Source organism: Escherichia sp. MOD1-EC5990 (assembly GCF_002965285.1).
Taxonomy (GTDB): domain Bacteria; phylum Pseudomonadota; class Gammaproteobacteria; order Enterobacterales; family Enterobacteriaceae; genus Escherichia; species Escherichia coli_F.
Genome location: NZ_PTRV01000017.1, coordinates 1 through 16,454 on the forward strand (window position 1 = coordinate 1; position 16,454 = coordinate 16,454).

Consider the following 16,454-nt stretch of genomic DNA (forward strand, 5'->3'; position numbering starts at 1 on the left):
TGCTGAACGTCAGCGAAAAACGAAACCGCTGTTGAAATCCCTGGAAAGCTGGTTGCGTGAAAAGATGAAGACCCTGTTCTTCGGCTCTGGCCATGGTGGTGAGCGGGGAGCGCTACTGTACAGCCTGATCGGGACGTGCAAACTGAATGACGTGGATCCAGAAAGCTACCTTCGCCATGTGCTTGGCGTCATAGCAGACTGGCCGGTCAACCGGGTCAGCGAACTGCTTCCGTGGCGCATAGCACTGCCAGCTGAATAACACATCCCCGTCAATACGGCCCTCGCTGTACGCTTACTTTTGTTCGGACTGCTTATGGCCTTTTTCCACTGGTGTAGCAGGAAAGTTAACCGGCTGCCACCATGAGATGACGTGTAAACCGTGCAGGCATGTTTTCACGTGGTGACGCTTTCATTGGGGGTCTACGCCGGAACCCCAATATTGTTCACATACATGAATTTGAAAAACTAAGCGATACTGCTGTCCGTACCTTATAAACTTATTTCAACGCTTCCGGCAGCGTCACAATCCACAGTTCACTGTCAGACTCCGGTTTCTCCAGTGGCTTCACTCTGAGGGTCGTTTCAACCTGCTTGTCGTCAAGCGTCAGCTTTCCTTCCGCGTTCACCCGATAATCCTTGAATGTCTTGCCCTCGACCGGATGTTGCATCGCCACCTTCACGCCAAAGTCGTTATCGTTCGCCACCGCCAGCGTTTTGCTGTCGATCAGCGCCAACCCTTCAGCCTTCTCCTGCTGCCAGCCCAAGGAGCGCAGATCAACAACCTGCGTTTTCTGCGCAAGGGTAATGCCGCGCTGTGACAGGGTTTTCTCATCATCAAACTCCGGATACTCACCCGGCTTGTCGAAGCCTGACAGGTCGCTCGCCTTATTGAGATCGACCTCGTAAATCAGGTTACGCATTCTGTTGTTTTTATCTCTTCCCTGTTCGATCAGCAGGATGTGCTGGTTATCGAGCGCCACGATGTCTCCGATTTTAGCGTCGCTGTTTTTGCTGTAGGCCGCGCTGTCGATAGGATAACCGTACATCGCGGTTTTTCCGCTTGCCGGATCGAAGCTCACCAGACGCGTAAACAGCGCCTTTTTCTTGCTCTTAGCGTCGATATCCAGCGTACTTTGCACGGCGACAATAATACGCCCGTCCGGCATACGGGTGAGGCCTTCAAAGCCGCGGTTCGCCTGACGCCATTTGAGGATATTTGGCAAACCGCCCGCAATCGCTTTTTCCCCTTCCGCCGCCTGCGGACCGTGGATTGCCAGGATTTTCCCTTTACTGTCGATGTTAATCAGGAACGGGCCATACTCATCGCACAGCCAGTAACCTCCTTTACCATCCGGAGTGATCCCTTCCGTATCCAGCCCGCGATTATCCCCCTTCAGTCTATGTAACGTGTCGCTGAAGGCCACTTCATTGGTGGAGCCAATCACGTCGCTTGCCAGCGGCAGACCGTTGATCGCGCCTTTATCGTCATGCAGAGGACGGGGATCGATGGCCTCCGCTTTGCCGTTTTGTACACGAATCGTCATCAGCAGCGGCGCGAAATCTGGCGTAACGAAAATTTTAGTTTCGTTTTTCCCCTCTTTCGGTGAATCCGCGTTCGGACCGCGATCGGTAATGGTTGCGAATGTCAGGGCATCGCCCTGTTTACCGGTGAACAGCAGGCCAGAACCTATCCCAACCGGAAGGCCGTTCGGGAATGCACTGGCAAATGCGCCGGCGTAGTTCACGTGCGTGCCTTCTGGAAAACTGACGACATAGCGCTCAGCCGTAGGTTGTGCCGCCAGGGCAGAGAAAGAGAGCGTACAACCGATTAGCACGGGAATAATTTTTCTTTTCATATTGTTAGCATCCATAAAGTGAAGATCACACTACACCATAAAGAAGAAACGAGTCAGGAAAATGACATCGAATGGCAACATGCGCGGGCCTGAGGCCAAAGAAATGTAAAACACTGTTGTTATTTGTAACAACGGAAACATTTACGGAAATTATTTGTCTTTCTTCGTGATCAAAAATGCTGTGTCTTGTTGGATTGGAGTGATGAGGGCTGCGTTTAGGAAACGCCCTATATTGTACGGTTGCATTATCGCGGTAGGGGTAATGCACGTGTCAGTATGATGAGCTGACCACACTCACGTGGGTGGACTGGTATAACAATCGACGATTGCTGGAAAGGCAGGGCCATATCCCACCGGCAGAAGCAGAAAAAGCTTATTATGCTTCCATCGGAAACGATGATCTGGCAGCCTGAGTTCACAGATAAAACACTCTCCAGGAAACCCGGGGCGGTTCACTTAGCCGCGTGTCCATTATTGCTGGATAAGATCAGTCAATAATAGCAGACCAACCACATCATGAGTCATTCTGACCGACACATGCCAGAAGCAGAGGCTCCATCCCATTTTATACCTACCTTATAACACTTAGAAAAACAACATGTTAAAAATGTCTATTGGAAACAATTTTATTTCCAATTGTAATGATAACCATTCTCATATTAATATGACTACGTGATAATTAACTTTTGATGCACTCCGCATGTCTGACCGCGCCACTACCACAGCTTCCTTAACGTTCGAGTCGCTTTATGGCACACATCACGGCTGGTTGAAAAGCTGGCTGACGCGCAAACTCCAGTCTGCTTTTGATGCAGATGACATTGCCCAGGACACTTTTTTGCGGGTAATGGTCAGCGAAACGCTCTCGACGATCCGCGATCCTCGCTCCTTCCTCTGCACTATCGCCAAACGCGTGATGGTGGACCTGTTTCGCCGAAACGCGCTGGAAAAAGCGTATCTGGAGATGCTGGCGCTTATGCCGGAGGGGGGAGCGTCTTCACCTGAGGAACGCGAAAGCCAACTCGAGACCCTACAACTCCTCGACAGCATGCTGGACGGGCTAAACGGCAAAACACGTGAAGCGTTTCTGCTTTCGCAACTGGATGGTCTGACATACAGCGAGATTGCGCACAAACTCGGTGTTTCCATCAGCTCCGTGAAAAAATACGTGGCGAAAGCCGTCGAGCACTGCCTGCTGTTCCGTCTGGAGTATGGGTTATGAATCCTTTGCTAACCGATTCCCGCCGTCAGGCGCTGCGTTCAGCTTCCCACTGGTATGCCGTGCTAAGCAGCGAGCGCGTCAGCCCACAACAGGAAGCGCGCTGGCAACAGTGGTATGAACAGGATCAGGATAACCAGTGGGCCTGGCAGCAGGTTGAAAACCTGCGCAACCAGCTTGGCGGTGTGCCTGGCGACGTTGCCAGCCGGGCGTTGCACGATACCCGCCTCACCCGCCGTCACGTGATGAAAGGATTACTGCTGTTGCTCGGCGCTGGCGGAGGCTGGCAGCTCTGGCAGTCGGAAACCAGCGAAGGTCTGCGGGCAGATTACCGCACCGCCAAAGGCACAGTCAGCCGTCAGCAACTGGAAGATGGCTCCCTGCTCACGCTGAATACCCAAAGCGCGGCGGATGTGCGTTTTGATGCGCATCAGCGCACCGTCCGGCTCTGGTACGGTGAAATCGCCATTACTACCGCGAAAGATGCCCTGCAACGCCCCTTCCGTGTCCTGACCCGTCAGGGCCAGCTCACTGCTTTAGGGACAGAATTTACCGTCCGCCAGCTGGATAATTTCACGCAGCTTGACGTTCAGCAGCACGCTGTGGAAGTGCTTCTCGCCAGTGCCCCCGCGCAAAAACGCATCGTGAACGCTGGTGAAAGCCTGCAGTTCAGCGCCTCTGAGTTTGGCGCAGTGAAACCGCTGGATGACGAGAGTACAAGCTGGACGAAGGACATCCTGAGCTTCAGCGATAAACCGCTGGGTGAGGTGATAGCCACGCTAACCCGTTACCGCAACGGCGTGCTGCGCTGCGATCCCGCCGTTGCCGGGCTGCGCCTGAGCGGGACGTTCCCGCTGAAAAATACCGATGCGATCCTGAACGTTATCGCGCAAACGCTTCCCGTTAAAATTCAGTCTATTACGCGGTACTGGATAAACATTTCACCACTGTAAGGAAAATAATTCTTATTTCGATTGTCCTTTTTACCCTTCTCGTTCGACTCATAGCTGAACACAACAAAAATGATGATGGGGAAGGTATGACGCCGTTACGCGTTTTTCGTAAAACAACACCTTTGGTTAACGCCATTCGCCTGAGCCTGCTGCCGCTGGCCGGTCTCTCGTTTTCCGCTTTTGCTGCACAGGTTAATATCGCACCGGGATCGCTCGATAAAGCGCTCAATCAGTATGCCGCACACAGCGGATTTACCCTCTCGGTTGACGCCAGCCTGACGCGCGGCAAGCAGAGCAACGGCCTGCACGGCGATTACGACGTCGAGAGCGGCCTGCAACAACTGCTGGACGGCAGCGGACTGCAGGTAAAACCGCTGGGAAATAACAGCTGGACGCTGGAGCCCGCGCCCGCACCAAAAGAAGATGCCCTGACCGTGGTCGGCGACTGGCTGGGTGATGCGCGTGAAAACGACGTATTTGAACATGCTGGCGCGCGTGACGTGATCCGCCGTGAGGATTTCGCCAAAACCGGCGCAACCACCATGCGTGAGGTACTTAACCGCATCCCTGGCGTCAGCGCGCCGGAAAACAACGGCACCGGCAGCCACGACCTGGCGATGAACTTTGGCATCCGGGGCCTGAACCCGCGCCTCGCCAGCCGCTCGACCGTCCTGATGGACGGCATCCCCGTCCCCTTCGCCCCTTACGGTCAGCCGCAGCTTTCACTGGCTCCCGTTTCGCTCGGCAACATGGATGCCATTGACGTGGTACGCGGTGGTGGTGCGGTGCGTTACGGACCGCAGAGCGTGGGCGGCGTGGTGAACTTTGTTACCCGTGCCATTCCGCAGGACTTTGGTATCGAGGCGGGCGTGGAAGGTCAGCTCAGCCCAACCTCTTCACAAAACAACCCGAAAGAGACGCACAACCTGATGGTGGGCGGCACAGCGGACAACGGTTTTGGCACCGCGCTGCTCTACTCCGGCACGCGCGGCAGTGACTGGCGCGAGCACAGCGCCACCCGCATCGACGACCTGATGCTGAAAAGCAAATATGCGCCGGATGAGGTGCACACCTTCAACAGCCTGCTGCAATATTACGACGGTGAAGCCGACATGCCCGGTGGCCTGTCTCGCGCGGATTACGACGCCAATCGCTGGCAATCCACCCGCCCGTATGACCGCTTCTGGGGTCGTCGCAAGCTGGCGAGCCTGGGCTACCAGTTCCAGCCAGACAGCCAGCATAAATTCAACATTCAGGGGTTCTACACCCAAACCCTGCGCAGCGGCTACCTGGAGCAAGGCAAACGCATCACCCTCTCGCCGCGTAACTACTGGGTGCGCGGTATTGAGCCACGCTACAGCCAGATCTTTATGATCGGCCCTTCCGCGCACGAAGTGGGCGTGGGCTATCGCTATGTGAATGAATCAACGCATGAAATGCGTTACTACACCGCCACCAGCAGCGGGCAGTTGCCGTCCGGCTCAAGCCCTTACGACCGCGATACGCGTTCCGGCACCGAGGCGCACGCCTGGTATCTGGATGACAAAATCGACATCGGCAACTGGACCATCACGCCGGGTATGCGTTTCGAACATATCGAGTCATACCAGAACAACGCCATCACAGGCACGCACGAAGAAGTGAGCTATAACGCACCGCTTCCGGCGTTGAACGTGCTCTATCACCTGACTGACAGCTGGAATCTTTATGCAAACACTGAAGGCTCGTTCGGCACCGTACAGTACAGCCAGATTGGCAAGGCTGTGCAAAGCGGCAATGTGGAACCGGAAAAAGCGCGAACCTGGGAACTCGGTACCCGCTACGACGACGGCGCGCTGACGGCGGAAATGGGGCTGTTCCTGATTAACTTTAACAATCAGTACGACTCCAACCAGACCAACGACACCGTCACTGCACGTGGCAAAACGCGCCATACCGGGCTGGAAACGCAGGCACGTTACGATCTGGATACGCTAACGCCAACGCTTGATAACGTTTCCATCTACGCCAGCTATGCGTATGTGAACGCGGAAATCCGCGAGAAAGGCGACACCTACGGCAATCTGGTACCATTCTCCCCGAAACATAAAGGCACGCTGGGCGTGGACTACAAGCCAGGAAACTGGACGTTCAATCTGAACAGCGATTTCCAGTCCAGCCAGTTTGCGGATAACGCCAATACGGTGAAAGAGAGCGCCGACGGCAGTACCGGCCGCATTCCCGGCTTCATGCTCTGGGGCGCACGCGTGGCGTATGACTTTGGCCCGCAGATGGCAGATCTGAACCTGGCATTCGGTGTGAAAAACATCTTCGACCAGGACTACTTCATCCGCTCTTATGACGACAACAACAAAGGCATCTATGCAGGCCAGCCGCGCACGCTGTATATGCAGGGGTCGTTGAAGTTCTGATGTGTTAACGCCCGGCTTGCCGGGCTTTTAGCTGGAATGTGATTATGTTGGCATTTATCCGTTTTGTTTTTGCAGGCCTGCTGCTGGTGATCAGCCACGCCTTTGCCGCCACGGTTCAGGACGAACACGGCACGTTTACACTCGAAAAAACGCCACAACGGATTGTGGTGCTGGAACTCTCGTTCGCCGATGCGCTGGCCGCCGTGGACGTCAGCCCGATCGGTATTGCCGACGATAACGATGCAAAACGCATCCTGCCCGAAGTGCGTGCGCACCTGAAACCGTGGCAGTCCGTCGGAACGCGCGCGCAGCCGAGCCTGGAAGCCATTGCCGCTCTGAAACCAGACCTGATCATTGCCGACAGCAGTCGCCATGCGGGGGTTTACATCGCCTTGCAGCAAATCGCGCCGGTACTGCTGCTTAAGTCCCGCAACGAAACCTACGCTGAAAATTTGCAATCTGCGGCTATCATCGGCGAAATGGTGGGTAAAAAGCGAGAGATGCAGGCACGCCTGGAACAACATAAAGAGAGGATGGCGCAGTGGGCCAGCCAGCTTCCCAAAGGGACACGCGTGGCCTTTGGCACATCACGCGAACAGCAATTCAACCTGCATACTCAGGAGACCTGGACCGGCAGCGTGCTGGCCTCTCTGGGGCTGAACGTTCCCGCTGCGATGGCGGGTGCGTCCATGCCGTCCATCGGCCTGGAGCAACTGCTGGCGGTCAATCCTGCCTGGCTGCTGGTTGCCCACTATCGCGAAGAGAGCATTGTTAAACGCTGGCAACAAGATCCGCTCTGGCAGATGTTAACCGCCGCGCAGAAGCAGCAGGTTGCTTCGGTCGACAGTAACACCTGGGCGCGGATGCGCGGTATTTTTGCTGCAGAGCGTATTGCCGCTGACACGGTAAAAATCTTCCACCATCAGCCGCTTACCGTTGTGAAATGACCGCGATAAAACACCCGGTGCTGCTGTGGGGGCTTCCCGTTGCAGCACTTATTATTATTTTCTGGCTGAGTCTGTTTTGCTACTCGGCCATTCCTGTTTCCGGAGCAGATGCAACCCGCGCCCTGCTGCCTGGACACACGCCAACGCTACCAGAAGCGCTGGTGCAAAACCTTCGTTTGCCACGAAGCCTGGTCGCCGTTCTGATCGGCGCAAGCCTGGCGCTCGCGGGCACGCTGCTGCAAACCCTGACCCACAACCCAATGGCCTCTCCTTCACTGCTCGGCATTAACAGCGGCGCGGCGCTGGCTATGGCGCTTACCAGCGCGCTGAGTCCGACGCCGATTGCAGGCTATTCTCTGTCGTTCATCGCGGCATGCGGGGGCGGCGTGAGCTGGCTGCTGGTCATGACCGCAGGAGGCGGATTTCGTCATACCCATGACAGAAACAAACTGATCCTCGCGGGTATCGCGCTGTCGGCCTTTTGTATGGGCCTTACCCGCATCACCCTGCTGCTGGCCGAAGATCATGCTTACGGCATCTTTTACTGGCTGGCAGGCGGAGTGTCCCACGCCCGCTGGCAGGATGTCTGGCAGCTCTTGCCGGTGGTGGTCACTGCAGTCCCTGTCGTGTTGCTGCTGGCGAATCAACTGAACCTGCTCAACCTCAGCGACAGCACCGCCCATACGCTGGGAGTGAACCTGACGAGGCTACGTTTGGTCATCAATATGTTAGTGCTGCTTCTGGTTGGTGCGTGCGTCAGCGTGGCAGGTCCGGTGGCGTTTATCGGTCTGCTGGTGCCACATCTGGCGCGCTTCTGGGCAGGCTTCGATCAGCGCAACGTACTGCCAGTGAGCATGCTGCTGGGGGCCACGCTGATGCTGCTGGCAGATGTACTCGCACGCGCGCTGGCCTTCCCCGGAGATCTGCCCGCAGGCGCAGTGCTGGCGCTGATTGGCAGCCCTTGCTTTGTCTGGCTTGTGAGGAGGCGAGGATGAAAATTGCGCTGGTTATTTTCATCACCCTTGCCCTGGCGGGCTGTGCGCTGTTATCACTCCATATGGGAGTGATCCCCGTGCCGTGGCGCGCGCTGCTGACCGACTGGCAGGCCGGACGCGAGCATTATTATGTATTGATGGAGTACCGACTGCCGCGCTTGCTGCTGGCACTGTTTGTCGGTGCAGCCCTCGCCGTGGCGGGCGTGCTGATACAGGGGATTGTGCGCAACCCTCTGGCATCACCGGATATTCTCGGCGTTAACCATGCCGCCAGCCTGGCCTCTGTGGGGGCTCTACTTCTTATGCCGTCACTGCCCGTGATGGTGCTGCCGCTGCTGGCCTTTGCGGGCGGCATGGCGGGGTTGATATTGCTGAAGATGCTGGCAAAGACCCACCAGCCGATGAAGCTGGCGCTCACCGGCGTGGCGCTTTCTGCATGCTGGGCCAGCCTGACGGATTATCTGATGCTCTCGCGCCCGCAGGATGTGAACAACGCCCTGCTGTGGCTGACCGGCAGCTTATGGGGCCGTGACTGGAGCTTTGTGAAGATTGCCATCCCGCTGATGATTTTATTTCTGCCGCTGAGCCTGAGTTTTTGCCGCGATCTCGACCTCCTTGCACTCGGCGATGCGCGCGCCACCACGCTCGGTGTGTCGGTGCCCCATACCCGATTCTGGGCTTTGTTACTAGCTGTCGCCATGACATCTACCGGCGTGGCCGCCTGCGGCCCGATTAGCTTTATTGGTCTCGTGGTGCCGCATATGATACGTAGCATCACCGGTGGACGTCACCGCAGACTGCTGCCTGTTTCAGCCCTGACAGGTGCGTTGCTGTTGGTGGTTGCCGATCTGCTGGCGAGAATTATTCATCCCCCACTGGAGCTCCCGGTTGGCGTGCTGACCGCCATTATCGGTGCGCCGTGGTTTGTCTGGTTGCTTGTGAGAATGCGATAAATGACTTTACGAACTGAAAATCTGACGGTCAGTTACGGGACAGACAAGGTACTTAACGACGTTTCACTCTCACTGCCAACGGGGAAGATCACCGCCCTGATCGGTCCTAACGGTTGCGGGAAATCGACGCTGTTAAACTGTTTTTCGCGGCTTTTAATGCCGCAGTCTGGCACCGTATTTCTCGGCGATAATCCCATAAATATGCTCTCATCGCGCCAGTTGGCCCGCAGGCTTTCGCTGCTGCCTCAGCACCATTTAACGCCAGAGGGGATCACAGTCCAGGAGCTGGTTTCGTATGGTCGTAATCCCTGGCTGTCACTCTGGGGGCGTCTCTCCGCTGAAGACAATGCACGAGTTAATGTCGCCATGAACCAGACCCGGATCAATCATCTTGCCGGTCGTCGGTTAACCGAGCTTTCCGGCGGTCAGCGCCAGCGCGTATTTCTGGCGATGGTCCTGGCCCAGAATACGCCCGTTGTATTACTTGATGAGCCAACCACCTATCTTGATATCAATCACCAGGTGGACCTGATGCGGTTGATGGGCGAACTCCGGACTCAGGGGAAAACGGTGGTCGCTGTGCTGCACGACCTTAATCAGGCTAGCCGGTACTGCGATCAACTGGTGGTAATGGCAAACGGACATGTTATGGCGCAAGGCACACCAGAAGAGGTGATGACCCCAGGATTGCTGAGAACAGTATTCAGCGTGGAAGCGGAAATACACCCCGAGCCGGTATCTGGCAGGCCGATGTGCCTAATGAGGTAGATTGCACAGGCCGTAAGAACCAAACCACGACTGAATGAAACTGGACTGGCGCCAGCAAGCCTGTTCAGACTGGGGCTGAACTTTTCCGGACTCTGAAAGATTACCAATACTCATCGTCCATCCGCTTGCTTTAGGCTGACAGGTTCATAATCAACGCAAACCAGAGCTGTACAGGCTTGGGCGCGGCTTTCAAACCAGTCGTGATCACGGCAATCAATTTTGAACTCTGCTTAACGGACATTTCTGTATAACCCTTACGGCAACGAAAAACGCGAAGTTAAAATTTTAGAAACCCAAAAACGTGACATGACTAAGTTTAGATTTCAGGGGGGGAGATCAAAAAATTTCGCTCTGTGCCAGAGCGGACATTCACGGAGCTGGTTCATTACCAATGAGGTTGGGCTTTTGAGGATAAATCAATGATCAGACGCCAACGTAAATCAAAAGCAACCCTGGAACGGAATTGCTAATCCAGTTTCTGACCATCGATTTTTCTAAAAAGTGTGCGTTTGCTACTACTTAGGTAGGTGCAGCTTTCTTAATCACCGGCAGCCACGTTATACAGGCCAGTTGATGGATCGATTGTTATCAATGATATCTTCATGAGTCGGTGTCTCACCCAGCTTACCGAAGCTGGCATAAAGTGAAGGCAGACGGGCCCGTCCTTCTCCCTTTTTCGCCAGAGGGAAAGCGCGAAGCATGGTGGCAGCCTCCCAGTCACAACAATAGGATGGTGTGCACGGCTGCTGACGCCATGATTCAGCGATAGAGCCGGAAAATACGGGGTCAAAGCCGGTATCATTAACCAGAGTCATCGTGACCTGTACTGCGGCTGGATGATCTCCTGCTACTGCAACTGCTAGGCGACCGCGGCTCCCTTCAGGTAGTGAAGTGGTCAACTTAAACTGGCCACCGATTTAGAGTTTTTCCAGTAGCGGTGTTCCGATTCGTTTGGGGGCAACCCGCCGTTATTGTCATGCGGTCTTAGCGAGCTGTAATACCCGATGATATAGTCTGTGATCGCATGAGCAGCTTCGCTAAAGCTTATGCGTTAGCGCTCTACAGAAGTACAGAGCATGTCTGCACGGTTGCTCTGGGTTATAGAGCAAAATTGCGGGTATATTGAAAGGTGGTACGCAATTTATTACGTGAAAAAGCTGTAATTTCTAGCCAGTGTTACGTAAAATATAACGTAACAAAATTCACCTTATGCTTTTATGGATTACAGCATGGCTAGTGTTGATGCAGATTACTGCTACTCGTTTCCGGCTATACGTGGCATTCAGGCTGGTCGCCCTTTCTATATCGCCACATGCCCGATGCGTATCATCCCGAAAATATTCAGTTTTGATGAAAATGATGTGCCACCGGAATTACGCGCACAGCGCACGCTAAATAAATCGCGCATTCCCGAGATGGTACGTTATTTGTTGGAAAACCCTAAAGATTATGTGTTTTCAGCTCTGACGGCTTCCATTGCCGTAGACGTTCAATTTGATGAGTTTCCAGGTTCTAACAATCTGGGGACGTTGTGCGTACCAATGGATGCGCAAATTCTAATCAATGATGGACAACATCGCCGTAAAGCGATTGAAGACGCTTTAGACGCTCGTCCGGAGCTGGGCCAGGATAATATCCCGGTGTTGTTCTTTGTCGATGAAGGCTTAAAGCGTAGCCAGCAGATGTTCGCCGATCTGAATAAATACGCCATTCGCCCCAGCCCATCGCTGGCGTCGCTATACGATCATCGCGATGCCTGTTCGAATCTGGCGCGTTATCTGGCAATGTCAGTAGAGCCGTTTGTTGGGATGACGGAACTGGAAAAATCTGGCATTAGCCAGAGGTCGAATAAGCTATTTACGTTGAGCAGCATCAAGCAGGCTACCCGCGCATTGTTGGGCAAAGATCCCAAAGAGGATAACTTTGAGGAATGCACCCACATTGCTACCCAATATTGGCAGGCTATTTTTAGTGTAATGCCTGATTGGCAATTAGCGGCTAAAAAGGAAGTTTCACCGGTTCAATTGCGACAAGATTATGTTCACGCTCATGGCATTGGATTGCAGGCACTTGGGCAACTAGGATATACCCTGCTGACGGATTATCCTGAGCAATGGCCGGAGAAAATCGCTGCACTCAAAACATTTAACTGGCGTAGAAACAATCCGGACCTCATCAAGCGAGCGATGCAGCATGGGAAGTTGAGTAAAACCAGTACCGCGATCCAGTTAACCTGCAATGCGCTAAAAACCGCACTCTCAATTCCCCTCACTCCTGAAGAACAGGAGCTTGAAGCTCAAATGGTTGTCTCATGAGTAAATTAGTTCAGGCCTATGATTTGGCCGAATACGAAGATTTTATTAATCAGGAACAGTTCGCCGGACGTCCTCTGGCCGAATATGTTGCTGAGGTTCAACGAATTTATTGTGCGGATAAACGTCCGTGGGTGATTGGCTACAGCGGTGGGAAAGATTCTTCCGCTGTGATCACGCTGGTGTATCTGGCCTTGCTCGGCCTGCCCCCGGAAATGCGCAGCAAAGATATTTTTGTGGTGTCGTCCGATACGCTGGTCGAAACACCGGTAGTCGTGGATCTGATTAAGAAAACGATGTTGCAGATTGAGGCGGGAGCGAAGCGTAACGGCTTGCCGATCACTCAACACGCGGTAACGCCTAAAACGAATGAAACCTTCTGGGTCAATTTGCTGGGGAAAGGTTATCCGGCTCCAACTCGTAGTTTCCGTTGGTGCACTGAGCGCATGAAAATCAACCCGGTGAGTGACTTTATTAAAGATAAGGTCAGCCAGTTTGATGAAGTCATCGTCGTACTTGGTTCGCGCAGTAGTGAAAGTGCTTCTCGTGCGCAGGTGATCGCAAAGCACAAGATTGATGGATCACGCCTTGCCCGGCATACCACGCTGGCAAATGCATTCATCTATACCCCCATTGATACCTGGGATGTAGAAGATGTCTGGAAGCTGCTGCGGGGCGCGTTCCGCTATGCCCCTGAAGATATCGACGAGTGGGAAAGCCCGTGGGGTGGAAACAACCGTCCACTGTGGACGTTGTATATGGATTCTTCCGCACAGGGTGAATGTCCTCTGGTAATTGATGGTAGTACCCCTTCCTGCGGCAACTCGCGTTTTGGCTGTTGGACCTGTACCGTTGTCACTAAAGATAAGGCGATGGAAAGCCTGATCAAAAACGGTGAAGAATGGATGTCTCCGTTGCTGAAATATCGTGATCTGCTGGCATTTACCACCGATCCGGTGAATAAAGACACGTTTCGAAACTATAAGCGCCGTACTGGTAAGGTGAGCTATCAGTACGCTAAAGAAAGTGATGAGCCGGGGGCTGAGCGTAAGCATGTTCCAGGTCCTTACTGGCTAAAATACCGTCAGCAATGGCTCAAAGAATTGCTGGAGATAGAGCGCGATTTGAATGCTCAAGGCCATACCATTACGTTAATTACCAAACCAGAGCTGCATGCGATTCGTCAGGAGTGGTTGAAAGATCCTAATGAACCAGACTGGTATGACACGCTGCCGGGTATTTACCGTGAAGTGTATCAACAGGATTTAGACTGGGTGGTGGACGATCAGTCGCGCTTTGATGCCAGCGATGCAGATCTGTTGGTGCAGATAGCGCAGGGATTTGACGTTGTGCCTGAAATGGTGATGAAACTCATCGAGCTGGAAGTTTCAATGGAAGGCTTAAGCCGTCGTCAGGGCATTTTTGACAAACTTGGCACGATTTTAAAGCAGGACTGGGGCACTCTCGAAGAAATTGAACAACAACAGGTCACTCTGCAAAAACGAGTTGAACGAGATATTCATCAGGAAGAACTTACAAAGCTGGAAACTGAACTTCAGGTTTTACAGCGCAGAATTGTTGATGCCAGTGAATCCTCGTTACTGATTGGGGAGGAGAAATAACGTGCTCATTAAACAGCTGGTATTACATAATTTTCGGGTATTTAACGGTACACATACCATTGATCTGGCACCCAGAAAGCGTCCGCACGATTTGAATCCACGACCTATTGTGCTGTTTGGTGGTTTAAACGGCGCAGGGAAAACGTCTATCCTGTCGGCGATCCGCATAGCGTTGTATGGACGACTGGCGTTTGGGCTAGCGACTCAACAGCAAGAGTATATCGAACAACTCAGTGCATTGATTCATAACGGCGCGTACTATATTGAGCAGCCGGAAGAAGCATCTGTAGAACTGACGTTTACCTATAATAAAGGCGGTCATGAGGCCGAATTTACCGTTACGCGAACCTGGAAAAAGGGGAAGAGGGACCGCCTTTCTCTGCAACAGGATGGGCAGCCACTCAGTGAGCTGGATTACGATCAGTGCCAGGGATTTCTAAATGAGTTAATTCCGCATGGCATTGCTGATTTGTTCTTTTTCGATGGCGAGAAAATTGCAGAACTTGCTGAGGACGAATCCGGTAATATTTTACGTACTGCCGTACGACGCTTATTGGGGCTGGATCTCATCTCTAAACTGCGTAACGATTTAATGATTTTTGTTAAGCGTCAGCAATCCAGCCAGCTAGCAAGTTCTCAGCAACAACAGATTGCAGAGCTTGAAAAACAGAGTAAAGAATTAGCCTGCCAGACAGAAGCACTGCTGGAAAGCGCCGATTTTGCCAAATCGCGGATTGAGTTTCTATCTAAAGATATAACCCATTATGAAGGCTTGCTAAATGCTCAGGGGGGCGCTTTTGCCCAGACTAAAGCGCAGGAAAAACAGAAAGTCGAAACGCTGCTAAAAGATAAAGAACATCTGGAAAAAGCACTGAGACAAGAATGCGATGGCTCGCTACCTTATGCGCTTGCGCCCACTATTTTGTCTCATTTGCTGCAACAAATTGCTGATGAAACGCAAATTAAACAGGCAAAAAGCTTTGAAAAAGAGCTGAGCCAGTTTTTAACGCAACTCAGAAATGATATTGCATTTCGTTCTGCGGGGACTGGCAAAATAGCAGCTGAAGCGATTACCGATAATCTAAAAGATTATATGGCAACGAAACCAAAAGGTGATTTGCTCTTTGATATCTCTGAGCGTGAAGCAGGTATGCTTCAACAGTCTATTGAGATAGATAGTAAAAGAGCATGGCAGCGTTTCGAGCTTTATCGCACACAGTTATCTGAGATTGAACAACAGTTAGAACAAGCGGCTGCTAATATTGCCCGCGCTCCTGAAGATGAGCAGCTGATGGATCTCTTTGAAAAATTACGTGACCTGGATAGGCAGCGCGAAGCCCAATTGCAGAAATATCGGTCATTGCTAGAAGATGCTAAACGTAAAAAACAGCAGCAACTGGATTGTGTTCGTCAGATTCAAAAAGCGCATGACGCCGCTCGTTATCAGCACAGTTATAGCAGTGCGTTTAAGAATGCTCAGGAAACGATAAATTTACTCGATCGCTACAGCGATGTATTAACCCAGGCTCGGGTAAAAACGCTGTCGACAAACTTCGAGCTTGCTTACCGTAAGTTGGCTCGCAAAGAGGATTTACAACTTAGTGCGCATATCAACCCTCAAACGTTTGATGTTGAATTAATTGATGAGAATGGCTCAGTAATTAACCGTAAGTTACTTTCTGCTGGTGAAAAACAGATTTATGCAATTGCTATTCTTGAGGCGCTGGCGAAAACCTCTGGCCGTGATTTACCAGTGATCATTGATACACCATTGGGTCGTCTGGACTCTCAACATCGAGATAAATTGATTAATCACTACTTCCCTGAAGCCAGTCATCAGGTTGTGTTGCTTTCTACCGATACTGAAGTAGATGAACGTTATTTTGTTGATCAGTTGCGTGATGATATCTCTCATGCTTATGAGATTGTGTTTAATGCACATACTAAGTCATCAACGCTGAAGCCTGGTTATTTCTGGGAATTAACTAAGGAGGCTATCTGATGCTCCCGAATCGAATGGCGCTTAGCCGTCAGACTGAAGATCAGCTTAAAAAGCTTAAAGGGTATACTGGGATTACACCCAATATTGCTGCCCGGCTAGCATTTTTCCGCTCGGTGGAGAGTGAGTTTCGCTATTCACCTGAACGAGATAGTAAGAAGCTGGATGGTACGCTGGTGCTGGATAAAATTACGTGGCTGGGGGAGACACTACAAGCTACAGAATTGGTGCTGAAGATGCTTTATCCACAATTAGAGCAAAAGGCGTTGATTAAGGCATGGGCTGCTCATGTTGAGGATGGGATTGCGGCATTGAGAAATCATAAAAGTTTAATTAGCTTATTAAATGCTATATAAAACATTTAAATTTATTGGTATGACCTTTTGTTTTCAACCTAAAACCACCTCCTAGGGAGGTGG

General features: G+C 52.3%; 15 protein-coding genes and 2 pseudogenes. 13 read left to right on the top strand and 4 right to left on the bottom strand.

Annotated elements, in window-relative coordinates:
• The coding region (locus tag BEB42_RS18070) for a transposase domain-containing protein (protein WP_130559971.1) at nt 1-259 on the top strand (259 nt) is incomplete at its 5' end.
• A gap of 238 nt (nt 260-497) precedes the next feature.
• Here the strand turns inward: BEB42_RS18070 and BEB42_RS18075 are convergent.
• The gene (locus tag BEB42_RS18075; protein ID WP_000823243.1) at nt 498-1,856 is read right to left on the bottom strand and encodes an esterase-like activity of phytase family protein; all 1,359 of its coding nucleotides are present in this window, start codon (nt 1,854-1,856) and stop codon (nt 498-500) included.
• A 281-nt stretch (nt 1,857-2,137) separates the two neighbouring features.
• Here BEB42_RS18075 and BEB42_RS18080 point away from each other — a divergent pair.
• Nucleotides 2,138-2,269: pseudogene (locus BEB42_RS18080) on the top strand (IS3 family transposase); the annotation flags it as partial.
• 58 nt (nt 2,270-2,327) lie between these two features.
• On the opposite strand, the gene BEB42_RS26775 reads toward BEB42_RS18080, so the two are convergent.
• Nucleotides 2,328-2,420 carry a hypothetical protein gene (locus BEB42_RS26775; protein ID WP_225115267.1) on the bottom strand — a complete coding sequence of 31 codons (93 nt, stop codon included), beginning with the start codon at nt 2,418-2,420 and terminating at the stop codon, nt 2,328-2,330.
• A 136-nt stretch (nt 2,421-2,556) separates the two neighbouring features.
• On the opposite strand from BEB42_RS26775, the gene fecI reads away from it, so the two are divergent.
• From fecI to fecE, 7 genes are all read left to right on the top strand, one after another.
• The gene (gene fecI, locus BEB42_RS18090) at nt 2,557-3,078 is read left to right on the top strand and encodes an RNA polymerase sigma factor FecI (protein ID WP_001283627.1); all 522 of its coding nucleotides are present in this window, start codon (nt 2,557-2,559) and stop codon (nt 3,076-3,078) included.
• Nucleotides 3,075-4,028 carry a ferric citrate uptake sigma factor regulator FecR gene (fecR, locus tag BEB42_RS18095; RefSeq protein ID WP_001297221.1) on the top strand — a complete coding sequence of 318 codons (954 nt, stop codon included), beginning with the start codon at nt 3,075-3,077 and terminating at the stop codon, nt 4,026-4,028. Before fecI ends, fecR begins: the two co-directional genes overlap by 4 nt.
• Before the next feature lie 86 nt (nt 4,029-4,114).
• Nucleotides 4,115-6,439, top strand: a complete 2,325-nt coding sequence (gene fecA / locus BEB42_RS18100; protein WP_028985897.1) for a TonB-dependent Fe(3+) dicitrate receptor FecA — start codon at nt 4,115-4,117, stop codon at nt 6,437-6,439.
• 44 nt (nt 6,440-6,483) lie between these two features.
• Nucleotides 6,484-7,386, top strand: a complete 903-nt coding sequence (fecB, locus tag BEB42_RS18105) for a Fe(3+) dicitrate ABC transporter substrate-binding protein FecB (RefSeq protein ID WP_000879164.1) — start codon at nt 6,484-6,486, stop codon at nt 7,384-7,386.
• On the top strand, nt 7,383-8,381 hold the full coding sequence (gene fecC / locus BEB42_RS18110) for an iron-dicitrate ABC transporter permease FecC (RefSeq protein WP_000125187.1): 999 nt from the start codon (nt 7,383-7,385) through the stop codon (nt 8,379-8,381). The genes fecB and fecC overlap by 4 nt, the downstream gene beginning before the upstream one ends.
• Nucleotides 8,378-9,334 (top strand): Fe(3+) dicitrate ABC transporter permease subunit FecD, encoded by a 957-nt coding sequence (fecD, locus tag BEB42_RS18115; protein WP_028985898.1) that lies wholly within the window; start codon nt 8,378-8,380, stop codon nt 9,332-9,334. Before fecC ends, fecD begins: the two co-directional genes overlap by 4 nt.
• A complete protein-coding gene (gene fecE, locus BEB42_RS18120; RefSeq protein ID WP_021562441.1) occupies nt 9,335-10,102 on the top strand; it encodes a Fe(3+) dicitrate ABC transporter ATP-binding protein FecE in 768 nt (255 codons plus the stop codon).
• 557 nt (nt 10,103-10,659) lie between these two features.
• Here fecE and BEB42_RS18125 read toward each other — a convergent pair.
• Entirely contained in the window at nt 10,660-10,917 is a 258-nt protein-coding gene (locus tag BEB42_RS18125) for a hypothetical protein (RefSeq protein WP_000177057.1), read from the bottom strand.
• Nucleotides 10,918-10,997: 80 nt separating this feature from the next.
• Nucleotides 10,998-11,147: pseudogene (locus BEB42_RS18130) on the bottom strand (IS3 family transposase); the annotation flags it as partial.
• 184 nt (nt 11,148-11,331) lie between these two features.
• On the opposite strand from BEB42_RS18130, the gene dndB reads away from it, so the two are divergent.
• Genes dndB through dndE form a run of 4 tightly spaced genes read left to right on the top strand, consistent with a single transcriptional unit; the run spans nt 11,332 to nt 16,391 of the window.
• A complete protein-coding gene (gene dndB / locus BEB42_RS18135; protein ID WP_000179013.1) occupies nt 11,332-12,417 on the top strand; it encodes a DNA sulfur modification protein DndB in 1,086 nt (361 codons plus the stop codon).
• Entirely contained in the window at nt 12,414-14,036 is a 1,623-nt protein-coding gene (gene dndC / locus BEB42_RS18140) for a DNA phosphorothioation system sulfurtransferase DndC (RefSeq protein WP_028985899.1), read from the top strand. The genes dndB and dndC overlap by 4 nt, the downstream gene beginning before the upstream one ends.
• A gap of 1 nt (nt 14,037) precedes the next feature.
• Entirely contained in the window at nt 14,038-16,038 is a 2,001-nt protein-coding gene (dndD, locus tag BEB42_RS18145; protein WP_001297570.1) for a DNA sulfur modification protein DndD, read from the top strand.
• Nucleotides 16,038-16,391 carry a DNA sulfur modification protein DndE gene (dndE, locus tag BEB42_RS18150; RefSeq protein ID WP_000937299.1) on the top strand — a complete coding sequence of 118 codons (354 nt, stop codon included), beginning with the start codon at nt 16,038-16,040 and terminating at the stop codon, nt 16,389-16,391. Before dndD ends, dndE begins: the two co-directional genes overlap by 1 nt.
• Nucleotides 16,392-16,454 lie beyond the last annotated feature (63 nt).